At 39.7% G+C, this 16,457-nt stretch carries 18 protein-coding genes; 2 read left to right on the forward strand and 16 right to left on the reverse strand.

Annotation, left to right across the window (positions count from 1 at the left end; translation table 11 throughout):
• Positions 1-32: 32 nt before the first annotated feature.
• The gene (locus FTU02_RS04340; RefSeq protein WP_180156024.1) at positions 33-1,106 is read left to right on the forward strand and encodes a hypothetical protein; all 1,074 of its coding nucleotides are present in this window, start codon (positions 33-35) and stop codon (positions 1,104-1,106) included.
• Between the two features lie 56 nt (positions 1,107-1,162).
• On the opposite strand, the gene FTU02_RS04345 is transcribed toward FTU02_RS04340, so the two are convergent.
• From FTU02_RS04345 to FTU02_RS04400, 12 genes are all read right to left on the reverse strand, one after another.
• Entirely contained in the window at positions 1,163-1,987 is an 825-nt protein-coding gene (locus tag FTU02_RS04345; RefSeq protein ID WP_180156026.1) for a DUF4198 domain-containing protein, read from the reverse strand.
• Between the two features lie 136 nt (positions 1,988-2,123).
• Positions 2,124-2,777 carry a tRNA-(ms[2]io[6]A)-hydroxylase gene (locus tag FTU02_RS04350; RefSeq protein WP_180003242.1) on the reverse strand — a complete coding sequence of 218 codons (654 nt, stop codon included), beginning with the start codon at positions 2,775-2,777 and terminating at the stop codon, positions 2,124-2,126.
• Between the two features lie 16 nt (positions 2,778-2,793).
• Positions 2,794-3,519, reverse strand: a complete 726-nt coding sequence (gene pdxJ, locus FTU02_RS04355; RefSeq protein WP_180101967.1) for a pyridoxine 5'-phosphate synthase — start codon at positions 3,517-3,519, stop codon at positions 2,794-2,796.
• Positions 3,520-3,528: 9 nt separating this feature from the next.
• A complete protein-coding gene (gene recO, locus FTU02_RS04360; protein WP_180126509.1) occupies positions 3,529-4,245 on the reverse strand; it encodes a DNA repair protein RecO in 717 nt (238 codons plus the stop codon).
• 8 nt (positions 4,246-4,253) lie between these two features.
• Complete coding sequence (locus FTU02_RS04365) at positions 4,254-4,448, reverse strand: NF038104 family lipoprotein (protein ID WP_078192000.1); 195 nt, start codon at positions 4,446-4,448, stop codon at positions 4,254-4,256.
• A gap of 31 nt (positions 4,449-4,479) precedes the next feature.
• Positions 4,480-5,508 (reverse strand): GTPase Era, encoded by a 1,029-nt coding sequence (gene era, locus FTU02_RS04370; RefSeq protein WP_067765139.1) that lies wholly within the window; start codon positions 5,506-5,508, stop codon positions 4,480-4,482.
• Positions 5,508-6,206 (reverse strand): ribonuclease III, encoded by a 699-nt coding sequence (rnc, locus tag FTU02_RS04375; RefSeq protein ID WP_111883979.1) that lies wholly within the window; start codon positions 6,204-6,206, stop codon positions 5,508-5,510. Before rnc ends, era begins: the two co-directional genes overlap by 1 nt.
• A complete protein-coding gene (locus tag FTU02_RS04380) occupies positions 6,178-6,549 on the reverse strand; it encodes a DUF4845 domain-containing protein (RefSeq protein ID WP_078192003.1) in 372 nt (123 codons plus the stop codon). The genes rnc and FTU02_RS04380 overlap by 29 nt, the downstream gene beginning before the upstream one ends.
• Positions 6,550-6,569: 20 nt before the next feature.
• Positions 6,570-7,397, reverse strand: coding sequence for a signal peptidase I (gene lepB, locus FTU02_RS04385; protein ID WP_180156028.1), 828 nt, complete (start codon positions 7,395-7,397; stop codon positions 6,570-6,572).
• A 21-nt stretch (positions 7,398-7,418) separates the two neighbouring features.
• The gene (gene lepA / locus FTU02_RS04390) at positions 7,419-9,236 is read right to left on the reverse strand and encodes a translation elongation factor 4 (protein ID WP_111883977.1); all 1,818 of its coding nucleotides are present in this window, start codon (positions 9,234-9,236) and stop codon (positions 7,419-7,421) included.
• A gap of 195 nt (positions 9,237-9,431) precedes the next feature.
• Complete coding sequence (locus FTU02_RS04395) at positions 9,432-9,881, reverse strand: thioesterase family protein (RefSeq protein WP_180003252.1); 450 nt, start codon at positions 9,879-9,881, stop codon at positions 9,432-9,434.
• Between the two features lie 119 nt (positions 9,882-10,000).
• Positions 10,001-11,383, reverse strand: a complete 1,383-nt coding sequence (locus FTU02_RS04400) for a Do family serine endopeptidase (protein WP_111883975.1) — start codon at positions 11,381-11,383, stop codon at positions 10,001-10,003.
• Positions 11,384-11,611: 228 nt separating this feature from the next.
• On the opposite strand from FTU02_RS04400, the gene nadB reads away from it, so the two are divergent.
• Entirely contained in the window at positions 11,612-13,258 is a 1,647-nt protein-coding gene (gene nadB / locus FTU02_RS04405) for an L-aspartate oxidase (protein ID WP_180156030.1), read from the forward strand.
• Positions 13,259-13,312: 54 nt separating this feature from the next.
• On the opposite strand, the gene FTU02_RS04410 is transcribed toward nadB, so the two are convergent.
• The 4 genes from FTU02_RS04410 to tmk form a co-directional block, all read right to left on the reverse strand.
• The gene (locus FTU02_RS04410; protein WP_180156032.1) at positions 13,313-14,179 is read right to left on the reverse strand and encodes a histone deacetylase; all 867 of its coding nucleotides are present in this window, start codon (positions 14,177-14,179) and stop codon (positions 13,313-13,315) included.
• A gap of 11 nt (positions 14,180-14,190) precedes the next feature.
• Positions 14,191-15,159 (reverse strand): hypothetical protein, encoded by a 969-nt coding sequence (locus FTU02_RS04415; RefSeq protein WP_180156034.1) that lies wholly within the window; start codon positions 15,157-15,159, stop codon positions 14,191-14,193.
• A gap of 195 nt (positions 15,160-15,354) precedes the next feature.
• Positions 15,355-15,774 carry a PaaI family thioesterase gene (locus tag FTU02_RS04420; protein ID WP_180156036.1) on the reverse strand — a complete coding sequence of 140 codons (420 nt, stop codon included), beginning with the start codon at positions 15,772-15,774 and terminating at the stop codon, positions 15,355-15,357.
• A gap of 69 nt (positions 15,775-15,843) precedes the next feature.
• Complete coding sequence (gene tmk, locus FTU02_RS04425) at positions 15,844-16,449, reverse strand: dTMP kinase (RefSeq protein ID WP_180156038.1); 606 nt, start codon at positions 16,447-16,449, stop codon at positions 15,844-15,846.
• Positions 16,450-16,457: the final 8 nt, after the last annotated feature.

Consider the following 16,457-nt stretch of genomic DNA (forward strand, 5'->3'; position numbering starts at 1 on the left):
ATCTATAAGTCATTGTCATTAAAATAAAAAAAATGTTCATTCAAGTTGATGCTGAATCAAATAAAACTGCCTTAAAACACTATCTCACTGCATTCATTTTTCTTTTAATTTTTATCAGCCCATTTGCAATTTATTTGGTGAGCTGCACACCCGAAAGTGAAATTGAGCAACATTTCAAAACGCCACCCAATTTATATAATAGTGAAACCAACACCCTTCTTGACAGCAGCCTACAATGGTTGATTCCACCTCAGCAGATTCAAAATCACAATACTATTCCGGAAATATCTGAATCTGTATTGAACGAGATGACAGAAGGACAATATTGGGCGAGCACACCGATTACACTGCAAAACCAATCTGATCAACTGTATGTTCGTATTGATTTTGCAGGTCAGCAACAAACACGAAAAGATCTTGAAATTTCAGTACTTCCGTTATGTATTGTTCACGAAAAAGAAACACCATGTATGAAAGCTGGGTTAAATGCAAGTGGACAACTCTTTAACATCTCAACTCAAAAAAATACGCAATATCACACATTGGAAACCAATAAGTCTTGGATGTTTTATGGCCATGATTTCCAAGAAAATTATATTATTCCACCGCAAGCCACACTCAAATTTTTAGGTAAAGCCAACACCCCTGAACACTTAACCCTTCAATGGCTTCGCCTAAGCATCAGTACTAGCCCCATTGTTGAGAAACAGCAGAATTATATGCTCATGACGCAAAACAGTATGAAAATAAAATATGCACTTGCTCTATTGCCACTCTTCATTTTAGCTTTGATGCACATTTTTCAAGGGTTTGAAAGCCTTCGTAATTTATCTATCGGCGCACTTTCAGCACTTTTATTTGTAATCAACACCATCATTTGGGATATCCACTATATGGTGATTGGTTGTCTGATTTTATGTTTTGCAAGTGTCTGTTATTGTTTTGAGAGCCGATATTATCGATTGCTTTATTTAACGGGTTATTTACTAATTGCAGGCTATTCGCAGCAATATTATGGTGGTTTTAATAAACACTTCTTCACCCAAACCAGTTTAATTTTATTGATAGGTTTATCGATGTTTTATCTTGAACCTAAAGATAGCTAAATCATTTTCATAAAAAAGCTCTGCAAATCGCAGAGCTTTTTCTCATTTAACTACCCTTAGATTACATTAAAGCTCAAAGTATATTTATATCGTTTTAATGCGTCTCCCTTCATTTCAAAAGGCTGCTGATAGTCAATTTTCAGTAAATACTGACCACGATCTGCTAGGTTTAAATTCAAGTTTCCTTCTTGATCAGTTTTAAGCGTTTTATAAACTTTTCCTTCACGGCTGTAATCCGTTGTTTGCTGCAAAATTTCAATCTGCAAACCCGCAACCGCTTTTTTCTGATCTAGCACTTTCAGTTGTACTGGCTCATTTTGCATAATGGCATTCGGATGGGTTCTAAATTGCACATCAAAACCATCATGCAAATAATTCACTACATTTGTAGACGTTACACGGCGCGATACAAAAGTTTCAATGATTTCTTGGGTTTGAATACTTTTGATTTGCGACTTTTTAGTCAACTCGGCTGTATAAATGACATTTGCATTCGCAGTTTTTTGAGGATCACGTACACCATTGATTAACGCTTTCCACTGCTTTTGATCATAAGCAAAACGCGCTGTACTTCCCTGCTTTTCACCACGAATACGATACGTGCCATCCTGCTTATTTTCTAAACTATAACTGCTGACTGTTTGAGTTTTTGCCCAATCAGCATCCGTTAAATGCAGCTTTTCACCTGACGGTGTATGTACATGGAAATTAAAATTTTTAATGGCTATTTCAGAAACAAACGGATTGTCATAAAAACCAGAAAGAATGGCACTATGATTATTAAATGTTTGATAGTTTAGAGGTGCAACATAAGGATAATGCGCTTCAGCCTGACCAACCGCACACAAAGCGATACAGAGTAAAGTGAATTGTAATTTCATATTGAATAAGTGAGCTTAAATTGTTTGATTCATAGAGATCGTTTCATTTTAGATTCACCCAAGACAATTGTAAATAATTCTTATTATCGTTTATTTTAAGTGCATAAAAAATCCCCCATTTTGGAGGATTATTTTATCAAGCTGCTTTGACTGGCACACCACTATGAAAGCGGAATAAATCATCTGGGCTGCTAATCAGATTTTTTTCAACTTCACGAATATGCTCAATACGCATCTGAATATCTTCTTTCGGGTTCTTTAGCTTATTGGTCATCGCCACATCCATGGCTAATGCCAAATAGTCCTCATAATGGCGTGATTCAGACTTTAGCAAATAGCGGTAGTAACGCCCCAACTCTTCATCCACATGTGGTGCAAGCGCATAGAAACGCTCACATGACCGTGCTTCAACAAATGCGCCAATCACTAAGATATCAATTAACGCTTCTGGCTCATAAGTCCGCACTTCTTTGCGTAGACCACCTGCATACCGACCTGCACTGATTGCAGTCCATTCCTGACCACGTTTTGCCATCAGTTCCAGCACTTGCTCATAGTGCAGCATTTCTTCACGTACTAGCTGTGCCAGTTTGATTTGTAAATCCGAGAAAAAACTATAACGAAACATCAAATTCATTGCTGTACTTGCTGCTTTCTTTTCACAATTGGCATGATCCTGCATCAGGATATCCAAATTATTTAAAGCTTCATCTAGCCATGCTTTTGGTGTTTCACACCCCAAGAAGCCAATGACTGGCTTCATTAGGGCATCATAATCAATATTTGACATATACTTTACTTAAAAATTAACGTGCAGATTTAATCGCAGCTTTCATTTGTTTTACAGACTGTGCCAATCCAATAAATACAGCATCAGCAATAATCGAGTGACCAATATTCAATTCATGAATTTGAGCAATGCGCGCAATCGGAGTGACATTGTCAATATTTAAGCCATGGCCAGCATTCACAATCAAACCTTTAGATGCGGCATATTCTGCACCTTGAATAATGCGTTCCAGCTCTACCTTCTGCGCTTCAGGTGTTTCAGCATCTGCATATGCACCTGTATGCAACTCAATCGTAGGCGCACCACAGGCAATCGCTGCATCAATTTGAGCAAAGTCAGCATCAATAAATAATGAAACTTCGCAACCAATCGCCGCGAGTGCTTGAGTCGCGTTTTTTACATCTTCAAAATGCCCAACCACATCTAGACCGCCTTCAGTCGTGACTTCTTCACGCTTTTCAGGAACAAAGCATACATGATGCGGCTGAATCTCTTTGGCAAATTCAACCATTTCATTGGTCACTGCCATTTCAAGGTTCATATGGGTTTTTAATACAGAACGCATACGACGTACATCATCATCTTTAATATGGCGACGATCTTCACGTAAATGCAGCGTAATCCCTTCCGCCCCCGCTTGCTCACAAATAATTGCGGCATTCACAGGATCTGGATAAGTTGTCCCACGTGCATTTCGTAGTGTTGCCACATGGTCAATATTTACACCAAGCAAAGCTGCCATAATTCTTTCCTAATGACGTTGAGTTTGATAATTCTGTATCCACAATTGACGACTTTTTAATGGACGATCGCCAAGCAAGGAAGTAATCATTTGTCGGTACAACTTAGACAGTAATTGTAACTGTTCAGAATTAAATTCCCCACCTTTTTCATAATCACACATACTTAAAATATGTTGACCTGACAATGTTGCGCGTGAGGCTTTAATGACAGGTTGAAAACCTTCGTTTAAATGAAATTGATAATTTTCATGAGGCTGAATTTGCTGTTGATTTGCATCAGTTGAAAAATCCAACGCAAAACCCAACTCTTCAAGCAGCACATGCTCAAATTGTCTAAGGATTTGCCGTAAGAATAGATCAGGGTTGGCCTGGACAGACATGCATTGAAGTTGTTCCAAGGTGTGTGCATATTGAGCAAATGTCTCATGCATCTCAACCTCTAACGGACATAGCCTCAATAAGACTTCATTTAGATAAAATCCTGAAAAAAAAGCATCCCCAAAAAAGAAAATCGGTTGATTTACAATTTCGAGTTTACTAAAGTTTTTAAGTTCGGACTTACCAGATGCTTGCAAGCAAATTGGTTGATACTGGGGAGGTGGCGTTTGCCTGAGAATACCATCAATTCGACCATGCTCCTGAGTAAACAAGTGCACAATATGACTTTTTTCACGATATTTACGATGGTGAATTAAATAACCATGCAGTATCTCATTACGCATGATTTGAAATATTAATCCTTGTCTTTCTTTTTCTTGTCGTCTTCATCTTCATCCCCATCTGGAATGACTGCACCCACAACTGCAGCAGTACCTTTAACCACGCCTTTTGTGGTTTTATAAGCCACTTTGACAGGAACAGTAACGATTTTATGAATACACCCTTGTAGAAACAAAACACATGCAACTACGGCCAATACTTTCATCATTACTCTTCCCTCAAAGTTTGTTATTTAACGATTAGATATCGCTATAACCTAAGCTTTTCAATGCACGCTCATCATCAGACCAACCGCCTTTGACTTTCACCCAAAGCGTCAACATGATCTTTTGCTCGAACATTTTTTCCATATCCACACGTGCATCCATACCGATTTTCTTCAGTTTGGCACCCTTCTCACCAATAACAATGGCTTTTTGGCCAGAGCGATCGACAAAAATCGTCGCATCAATATAGGTACACGCCGCTTTAGGACGACCAGTTTTTGGATTAACTGTTGCTTCTTCTGTTTTAAACGACTCAATTTGAACGGTTAGATCATAAGGAAGCTCTTCCCCCAATTGACGCATGATTTTTTCACGGATAATTTCAGAGGCAAGGAAACGCTCTGAACGATCAGTCAATTGCTCAAGTGAATACAGTGGTGGTTGAAATGGTAAATATTTCTCAATCGTGCTGCGCAAATGATCTAAATTTGCACCGCGCAACGCTGATACAGGAACAATTTCTGCAAAATTCATCAATTTTGCACGCTCTTGTATCAAGGGTAATGCATGGTTTTTATTTTCTAGCGTATCAATTTTATTGATCACAAGAATAACCGGCATATCGGCATTTTTTAGCTTTTCTAACACTAAATCATCATTCTGTGTCCATTTGTCTGCATCAATCACAAACAAAACTAAGTTCACATCACGAAGTGCAGAATGTGCCGCACGGTTCATCATTTTATTGATGGCACGGACTTCTTTTTTGTGCATCCCCGGGGTATCTACAAATACCGCTTGAGATTTTTCGCGTGAGTCAATACCCACAATTTTATGACGTGTGGTCTGTGGTTTACGAGAGGTAATGGAAAGTTTTTGACCCAAAATATGGTTCATCAACGTTGATTTACCCACGTTTGGACGACCAACAATCGCCACAAACCCACTTTTAAAATCGGCAGGAATTTCAGTGCCTTGTGCACTAAAAAACTGACTAATTAAATCGTTACTGTCGCCTTGCGACTCGTGATCAGCATCTACGTGATCGGAATGAGTAGTCATTAAGACTTTTTCTCCAAAATTTCTAAGATTTCTGCCGCTACTGCCTGTTCAGCAAAGCGACGGCTTGAACCTTCACCGTATTTAACAGGGAGCCCTTCAACTGTACATTCAACTTTAAAATGTTGGTTCGGAGCATCACCCTGAATATCTACAACCTCGTAAACCGGGAGAGGTTTTTTACGTGCTTGTAAATACTCCTGCAAACGTGATTTAGGATCTTTCAGTTGATCAGTTGGTTCAATATGATCTAAATATGGCACATACCATTTAAGAACAATCGGTTCCAGAATTTTTAAATCCTGACAATCGACATAGATTGCACCAATGATCGATTCAACGGTATCCGCAAGTATAGACTCACGATGATGACCGCCAGATTTCAACTCACCTGTACTCAAGATTAATTCTTGACTGAGTTTTAAGTCATTGGCAATTTTTCCTAGCGCTTCCTGACGAACCAGTGTCGCACGCATACGCGTTAGACGCCCTTCATTTTCATGCGGGTAGGCATGGTACAGATAATTGGCAATTATCATACCCAACAATGAATCGCCCAGATATTCTAGGCGTTCATAATTGTATTTATGGCTCACCGATCGGTGGGTCAAGGCCAGTTGTAACAATTCAGGTTGTTTAAACTGATAACCGATACGACTTGCTAAACGAGCTTCATTTAGCTTGGACTGAGCTTTGATCAAAACTTTTCTCGAACTTCAACACAATATCAATATTCAATAAGAAAGGTTTTCTTATTTCATAATCTGTTTTCACTTGTAGACCATCTACATTAGTGACTTGAGCAATATCTTTAAAATTTAAATCACGTACACCATTCATATCTAAACGCTGTGACATTTGTGACTCAAACTTACTCGGAGCAATATTTTTAGGACTGCTCTTCATCAATTCTTCAATTTCATTGTTGACGAGACGGTCGTCAACATACGGTCCCCAAACCGCAATTAATGCTTTTGCTAAAAAAGCAAAACCAATCACAGCAATTAAAATTGCGATATAAGACGTTCCCCGTTGATGTCTCATTTTATTTTCCTGATGTAAGACTAATCAATACTGCCATTACGGCTAAACGAAGGCAGTTTTAAACCAGGTTCCTTATGCATCCACTTGTAAAAAGCCCGTCCAGTGAGGTTTTCTTCAGGCACAAAGCCCCAAAAACGACTGTCCGCACTTTGATCGCGATTATCCCCCATCGCGAAATAGTGACCTTCAGGAACCTTAACTTCCCAATATAAACCATTTTCTGTTGAATATTTACCATTTTCAACATAGTTGATAAATGGTGCTTGGCGCGCAACATTGACGCCTTCAAGCTCACGCATGGTAAACGTATGCTTACCCATGGTTTCTTTATGATAAATCGATGCAGGTGTATCGAGTTGATCTTTTTCACGGCTAAATTCAACTGGAACTTTTGCCACTTTCTGACCATTCACACTCAGTTGACCATGATCATAAATAATATGATCACCTGGTAAACCGACCACACGTTTAATATAGCTAATGGTTGGTTGTGGTGGATAACGGAATACAATGACATCACCACGCTCAGGTTCACCGACATCAATAATTTTTTTATTTATAATAGGTAATCGTACGCCATACTGATATTTATTCACCACAATAAAATCACCTGTCTCTAAAGTTGGAACCATAGAGTCTGATGGAATATTAAATGGCTCATATAAGAATGAACGCATCACCAAAACTATCGCTAGAATCGGCCAGAAGTCATAAGCCCATGCGATAACGACATTTTCATTCCCTTTACCTTTGGTCTGCCGTTGCTTCCAGACAAACTTATCCAACAGCCAAATTAAGAAAAAAATGACTGTGGCAGGAACAAGGATCAAATTAAAGTCAAAATCCATAAGCTCATAAACCTCTATTTATTATCTTTCTACTTTCAATACAGCAAGGAACGCTTCTTGTGGGATTTCGACGCTGCCCACTTGTTTCATACGTTTCTTACCTTCTTTTTGTTTCGCAAGAAGTTTCTTCTTACGCGACACGTCACCACCATAACATTTAGCCAAAACGTTTTTACGCATCGCTTTTACAGTTGAACGTGCAATGATTTGTGCACCAATCGCTGCTTGAATAGCCACATCGAACATTTGACGTGGAATTAAATCTTTCATTTTTTCCACAAGTGCAATACCACGATGGCGAGCATCTTGTCGGTGGCAAATCATGGCCAAGGCATCAACTTTTTCACCGTTGATTAACACATCCACCTTAACTAGAGATGAACTCTCAAAACGCACAAAGTTATAATCTAACGATGCAAAACCGCGTGAACATGATTTCAATTTATCAAAGAAATCCATAACAACTTCAGCCATTGGGATTTCAAACGTAATGGCCACTTGGTTCGCCATAAACTTCATATTCTTTTGAACGCCGCGACGTTCAACACATAAAGTCATCACATTACCCAAGTATTCTTGCGGTACTAAAATGTGACATTCAGCAATTGGCTCACGTAAGTCTTCAACTGTTGAACCATCAGGCATTTTAGAAGGACTGTCGATATAAATGGTTTGACCATTTTTCATAACCGCTTCATAAATTACGGTTGGTGCTGAAGAAATCAGGTCCAGATCATACTCACGTTCTAAACGTTCTTGTACAATTTCCATGTGCAGCATACCCAAGAAGCCACAACGGAAGCCAAAACCAAGTGCATCTGAACTTTCAGGCTCAAAGAACAACGCTGAGTCATTAATTTGCAGTTTGTGCAGCGCCTCACGGAACGGTTCAAATTCACTTGAATCGATTGGGAATAAACCTGCATAGACCTGTGGTTTCACTTTTTTGAAACCCGGTAAGCTTTCAACTTCTGGTGTAGTTGCCAAGGTAATCGTATCACCAACTGGAGCACCAAAAATATCCTTAATACCCGCGATCACGAAACCAACTTCACCTGCTTCGAGCATGTCAGTTTCTGTATGTTTAGGATTAAAAATACCTACTGAGGTGATGATGTGCGTTTGACCAGTTGATTTCATCAACATTTTATCGCCTTTACGCACACGACCTTCTTTAATACGAACTAAAGAAACCACGCCCAAATAGTTGTCGAACCAAGAGTCAACAATTAAGGCTTGTAATGGTGCATTACGATCGCCTTCGGGTGCAGGAATGACATTGACTAGTGTTTCAAGCACCCCTTCAATGCCTAGACCGGTTTTAGCTGAACATGTAGGTGCTTCAGTCGCTTCGATACCAATAATGTCTTCAATTTCTTGAATAACACGCTCTGGCTCTGCTTGCGGCAAATCAATTTTATTTAAAACAGGTAGGACTTCTAAACCTTGTTCAATTGCCGTATAGCAGTTAGCAACAGACTGTGCTTCGACACCTTGTGCAGCATCGACCACCAATAATGCGCCTTCACATGCAGCCAGTGAACGTGAAACTTCATAAGAAAAGTCAACGTGCCCAGGTGTGTCAATAAAGTTAAGCTGATATTCTTCACCGTTAGGATGAGTGTAATACAAAGTCACAGACGTAGCTTTAATCGTAATACCACGCTCACGTTCTAATTCCATAGAATCTAGAACCTGTGCCTGCATTTCACGATCTTGCAGGCCACCACAAGTTTGAATAAATCGGTCGGCAAGCGTCGACTTACCATGGTCGATATGCGCAATGATCGAGAAGTTACGAATGTTTTTTATATCAACAGATTTTTTAGCTTGCGCCATGGGCTACCTTGGAAAAATAAAAGCGCTATGCATGCAATTCTTTATGCATAGCAAAAGCCGAATAGAAATTGCCGAGGATTATAGCAGATGGATTTTTCAAAGTATCGAAAATAATGCATTGCTTTTATGCTAAGCACTTATCCTGGCTGTAGAACTTAACTAGTCTTCGCTTTAATATGAGGTTTCAATTAAAAATCAGAAATCATAAGCACTAAAATCAAGCGGATTTATGCTATCTGCGATGGGTTGATAAGCTTGGGTAAATGTTGGCGACATGCGCTTTGGACGGCCTGTAGCAATTTCAATGCATGCCCACTGTGTATTGCCTGTAAATAATATCGCTTTGTCTTTAGGGCGATAAAATACGTACTGCCGAAACGAATACAATGCATTGATATCATTTAGCCAAGTTCGTAAAATAATCTCCTCACCTTCGAGCGCTGCTTTACGATATTGCACATGATGCTCAACAGCGACCATGGCATGCTTCAATTCAATATATTCTTTTAAGCCTAAACCCAAAGCTTCAATATGTGCTGTCGCGACATCTTGCATCCAACTGACGTACACTACGTTATTCACATGATTTAATGTGTCGATATGTTCAGCTTGAACTGTAATTTTTAAATCAAAGATATCGCTCATAGCGTCCTGCAAATTTTAAATTGTGGCCCACAGTCTACCCATTTTTATCTAAGGGTGAATTGCAAAAACGCTAAAGTTAAAAAACCACTCGCTTGGAGTGGTTTTCATTTAGTAACTCATTACTGAATACGCATGCCCACAATCGCACGCTGTCCCTGACGAATCAAAGAAACACGTGCAATGCTACCATTTTTCAACTCAGAAATAACTTTCACAAAATCTTCAGCATTGTTTACGACTTTATTATTAACTTGGGTGACAACATCCCCCGGCTGAATTCGTGCTTGTGAAGCTATACCTCCTGCACGTACATCTTGAATTAAGACACCGCCTTTTAGACTCAGTTGTTTTAATTCATCTGCGTTTAAGTTGCGAATTGACACCCCAATCACTGGACCTTTTTTCACAGATGTCGTTTCAGCTTTTGCAGGCGTATCATCTGGTGCTGTGATCAAGGTTGCTGAAATATTTTGGCGTTTATCATCACGCAGTACTTCAAGCTGAATACTTTGATTTGGACCTGTACGATTAAGATAATTCAGCAGTTCGCCTGTACGTGAAATTGGTGTGCCATTAAACTTCAAAATGACATCACCCACTTTAAAGCCAGCTTTTGCAGCAGGTGAATTTGGTGCAACTTGAGTAATCAAAGAACCTTCTGGTTTTGAAAGGTTATAAGACTCTGCAAGATTACGATCGATATCTTGTAGCATGACGCCTAAATAAGCACGTGTTACCTTGCCGTTTTTCTTTAATTGGTCTGCAACATCCATTGCAACATCAATGGGAATCGAGAACGATAACCCCATATAACCGCCTGTACCACTAAAGATACGAGAATTTACCCCGACCACTTCACCAGACTGATTAAATAATGGACCACCAGAATTACCCGGGTTCAATGCCACGTCAGTTTGAATGAATGGAACCGAGGTTTCTCCCATCATATTACGCATTTTAGCACTAACGATTCCTGCCGAAGCTGAATAGTCGAAGCCAAATGGTGAACCAATGGCCAACACTGGCTCACCTACACGTAAACGGTCAACATTGCCTGTGCGTAGCTCAGGAAAATTTGAACCTTTGACCTTTAACAAAGCCACGTCAGTCCGCTCATCACTACCCACCACTGTGGCATCAATTTCACGGCGGTCATTCAGTACGATGGTGACTTTCGAGGCATCTTCTACCACATGGTGATTGGTTAACAGATAACCATCTTTACTAATAAAGAATGCGCTTCCATAACCGGTCTTTTCTTGCGGCATTTTTTGCTGCGGAATAACCACCTGATTACCGAAAAAGCGTCGTAATATTTCTGGGACTTGTTGCTGCAAAAGCTCTTCTTGACTAAGCTTTTTAACCACATTCACGCTTACGACAGCTGGGCTGACTTGTTCAACCAAATTGGAAAAATCAACAGGACCCGCTGCCTGAGTCTGCACGCTAGCAACCGTAAACACAGCTGCATAGAGTCCCTTTTGTAAATACGATTTATTCATTGTTAGCATTCACTCAATTGTGCTTATCATTTGAAATACGTTAGTTTTTATCACAATGCAAGTCTAAGCTTCGTAATAAAATGTTTGATGATTATTTATGATAAACAATCTTAAACATTCCTTAAATATTACAGATCTATGAATATTTTTCATTATTTAGTTAATTTATAGTCATTGCGTTTTTAGGCAAAAACAGTTGTGATGATCGGACATTTTTAAAATTAGCTGATGGACATGTCTAATTTAAACACGACACATCAATTTGATGTGATTATTGTGGGAAGTGGCGGTGCAGGCCTAAGTTTAGCCCTATCGCTACCAGATCATTTTAATATTGCTGTTTTAGCTAAATCGACGCTGACGGATGCCAGTACATATTATGCCCAAGGTGGTGTTGCTGCCGTCCTCGATAAAACAGATTCTATTGAACAACATATCAATGACACCATGATTGCCGGTGCGCATTTATGTGAAATGGCAGCGGTAAAACAAACCGTTGAAGGTGGTAAATCTTCTGTCGATTTTCTACTGAATCAGGGTGTGCAATTTACTTTAGACGACCAAGAACAGTTACATCTGACACGTGAAGGTGGTCACTCTCACCGGCGGATTATCCATGCAGCAGATGCCACAGGTCGTGCTATTTCCACAACATTGGTTGAACGTGCGCAAGAAAAAGCCAATATTCATATTTTTGAAAATTTTATTGCAATCGATTTAATCACGGCACAAAAATTAAATCCTGAAGCTGAAAACCGTGCTCTCGGTCTGTATGCTTTAGATGAAAAAACCGAAAAAGTACATACCTTTTTAGCACCCTTCACTGCCCTTGCCTGTGGTGGTGCCATGAAGGCATATTTATATACATCAAATCCCGACATTGCGACGGGTGATGGTATTGCCATGGCGTATCGTGCAGGCTGCCGTGTTGCCAATATGGAGTTTAACCAATTCCATCCAACCTGCTTATACCATCCTCAAGCTCGCTCTTTCTTAATTACCGAAGCGATGCGTGGCGAAGGTGCCTATTTACGTCTTCCAGATGGTGAACGCTTTATGTTGCGCTTTGATGAGCGTGCCGAATTAGCACCACGCGATATCGTAGCGCGCGCTATTGATTATGAAATCAAACGTCTAGGAATTCGTCATGTTTGGCTTGATATCACCCATAAACCTGCAGAATTTGTCAAAGAACATTTCCCAACATTGTATGAACGCTTAATGGAACTCGGTATTGATATTACCAAAGAAATGATCCCAGTGGTTCCTGCAGCACACTACACCTGTGGTGGCGTTGTGGTTGATGAAAACAGTCAGACCGATATTCCAGGCCTATATGCCATTGGGGAAACCTCTTATACCGGCCTACATGGTGCAAACCGTATGGCGAGTAACTCCTTACTGGAATGTTTTGTCTATGGTATGAGTGCTTCAGCACATATCACAGCACAGCATCAAGGAACTTATCAGGCGCCTCATGTCCCAGAATGGGATGACTCGCAAGTGACCAACCCTGATGAAGACGTGGTGATTTTGCAGAATTGGGATGAACTTCGCCAAACCATGTGGAACTACGTCGGTATTGTCAGAACAACCAAGCGACTTCAACGTGCGCTCCATCGTATTGAAATGCTTAAGCGTGAAATCACCGAGTATTATCAAGATTATCAAGTCAGTAAAAATCTGATTGAACTCCGTAACTTAGTATTGGTATCAGAAATGATTGTGCGCTGTGCAATGGAACGTAAAGAGTCTCGTGGCTTACATTTTACTTTGGATTATCCAGAACAAGCAGACGAACTACGTAAAACGGTGTTAAGTCCACCCGATTTCACGGTTGATTGCCCTGTAGTTAATACTGAGTTAGTCTCTTAAAACTTTTAAATTAAAAAAGAAGCCGCACATGATGTCGGCTTTTTTTTGATTTTACTACCCATAAATATGTAATGCCGCTTTGAAAGTTTCTAAGTGCAGATTTACAAGATCATTCATATTTTGATAGCCCCCAGCCAATACAAACATCAGCGGAATATCTGCACGTTTAGCCAAGTTAAAGACCATTTCTTCACGTTTTTGTATCAAAGCGGTGCTAAACCATGATGAGCCAAAAGGGTCAGCGTGATGACAATCCATCCCTGCTTGATAAATAATTAAATCTGCACCCCATGCTTTAGCTTGCTGAATTCCTTCATGTATAGCCAAAGTATATTGTGCGAAATTTCCACAATCTTTATGCACATGCCGTGTTAAAGAACGTTCATAAGTAGGACAACCAAAATGTAGCCCATAAATACTAAAATTAAAAAGGTTCTCTAACCGTCTAGTAAACTCAGCTGTGCCGTTCCCCCCATGTTGATCGCAATCGAGTACAAAGATTTTTTTATTCGGATTCTGCTGTGCCACCAAAGCCAAACCATTGAATGTGCAAAATGATCCGCCATATTCATACACTGCATGGTGAAAACCTTGTGCAACATTCGCTGCGATACCTTTTTGTAAAGCCAAATCTGCAGCCATCAACTGCCCTGCATTGATTCTCAGCACGGCATCTCGAAGCTGAGTATTCCACGGCTTAAAACCTGAAAAGGTCGCAAGCTTAGCGGGCTGCCCTGTCATAAAAGCATCCACATAAACAGGATCATGTACTTGGCTTAAAATTTCAGCGTCGATACACTCAGGCTCATGTATTCTGATGTTCTGCCATTGTTCTAAAGCTGTTCCAACTGCTAATAATTTTTCCATACTATTGGTATGGGTATGAGCAAAATATTTTGGCGAAAAGCATACATCTAACATGATGGAAATACTCAAAGTTGCGCTATCGCCACATCTATTAATTGCTGAAGCTCAGTCGTACCTGGACTATACAGACCATTATCCACTTGCTGCTGAAAATGTGTACTGAAGGCACGCTTTCGATTTTGAGGCGACACTGACAAAGTCGTTAAACGTAAAAACCACCACCCAGAAATAGCCTGATAAGGAATCACAAAGCCTTTAAACTCACGATTCCCCCGTTTTTCAACTAATTGTTCTGGATCATAATCGACGGAAAAAAGTGAACCGGCTGGAATACAGACACCATTCATGAGTACAGGTTTCAAGCTGATACAAGAATGGTTATCCCCCATATTTAACTTTTCCATAAATAAGGGCTGACCGTATTCATCTACAAAAATATTAATTTCACCGCTACGAAATACACGTCGATGTGCAATTTTTAAAAAGAAATTTTCAGCCATTGGACAAGAGCCAACTTTTGGCTTTTTAGCCAGTGCTTGCACTTCAACGATTTGGTTTTCAGTTGATGATTTTGGCAAAATCAGATCTTCAATCAAGGCACAAATAAGCTTACTTTCTTCCAAATTTGCATGTTGCTGAATTTGACGCAAACTTTTTTGAAGATGTAATTCTTTCTGTAAAACCTCGTAAAAGTCTGTAAATTGTTTCAATTGCTGAATGTTTTGATTTAAATTTTGATTTAAATCTAGATGACGCCAACCTGACAAATCTAAATGATAAGCACGACTTTGATCTAAAATTTTGCGTAAACCATGCGTGTCATATTGATCAAAGAGTTTGAGATCTTGAAATTCATGTGATGCACGCGGCAAATTAATATATTCAGCTAATACACGTGTGGCTTGAGTATATCCACAGCCACGTCGTTCTGTTTGATGTGAGTAATGCTCATTCAGCATTTCTGTCAATTTTTCTGACAAAGGATATGCATGCTCCTGAAAGAGCCGAACAACTTCATGTGCAGTAGCAGTCATGTATTTAACCAATCAAATCTGTGATTCAATTATAGATTTAAAATAACACTTATGAGTTGATTGACTTCTACTAAACTATTGAAATTATGCAAATAAAAATACACTAAGCAGAAAATTCACCAACCATTGCACAATTTATTTAGACAGACTGCTGCATTTTAATCCAATCTAATGGATCAACTGCATATTTTCAGTTCAATATCGCTGCGGAGGAATCGAATAACTCCCTGTTATATGTGCAACAGGCTCATCCACACCTGCTGAATACACCAACACCTCACCATAAATTATACTTTTACCCACTTTTAACAATCGACACTCGCCTATTAAGTCTTTATTGGCTTCGGGCTTTCTTAAAAAATTAATATTCATATTGGTCGTGACCGCAAGTCCCACGATCCCAATCTCCCCCAATATTGCCACATATAGCGCAAAGTCAGCCAAAGTCATCATGGTTGGGCCAGAAATCGTATTGCCCGGTCTTAGATCTTGTTCTGTGACATGCCAAATTAAGGTCGCGGTTTGCTGTCCAACTTCTTGAATCGTGCAGTTTTTTAAACTTGGGGCAAATTCACGTTGTAAAAAATCAATAATCGCCTGCTTTCGATGCGGCATAAAAAAATCATCCATCACTTATGCTATGAATGATTTTTAAATCAATTACCTAACAAATACTATTGCATTTTAGATCTGCTGTAGTTGCGATAATGCCTGTTGGAATACATGCTCAGGTGTTTGGGTTGCGTCAAGGCGTTTCATTCGTTCAGGGTGCGTTTGATGAATCTCAGCAAAACCTGATCTTACTTTCTCAAAGAAAGTTGCTTTCTCTTGTTCAAAACGGTCTAAAGCACCACGCTCTCTTGCTCTTAACATTCCTGTTTCAATCGGTGCATCAAGCCAAAAAGTAATATCCGGTATACGCGCAACAAAACTTGCATTTAAGACATTGAGCTTGTCACGATCTAAACCACGTCCTGCACATTGATAAGCAAAACTCGAATCGGCAAAACGATCACATAAAACGATTTTACCTTCTGCCAATGCAGGTAAAATCACGCGCGCCAAATGCTGTGCGCGTGCCGCATACATCAGCAATAACTCAGTGTCATTACTCATGGTTTCTTCGTGGTTCACCGAAAGTAACAGTGAGCGAATTTGCTCTGCCATAGGTGTGCCACCCGGCTCACGTGTAAGTACGACATTTTTACCCAAATTTTGGAAATGATCATGTAATTTACGAATGAGTGTAGTTTTACCCACACCTTCCGTGCCTTCAAAGCTAATAAACATGCTCACTC

The organism is Acinetobacter sp. YH12045, from assembly GCF_013419925.1.
Classification (GTDB): Bacteria; Pseudomonadota; Gammaproteobacteria; order Pseudomonadales; family Moraxellaceae; genus Acinetobacter; species Acinetobacter amyesii.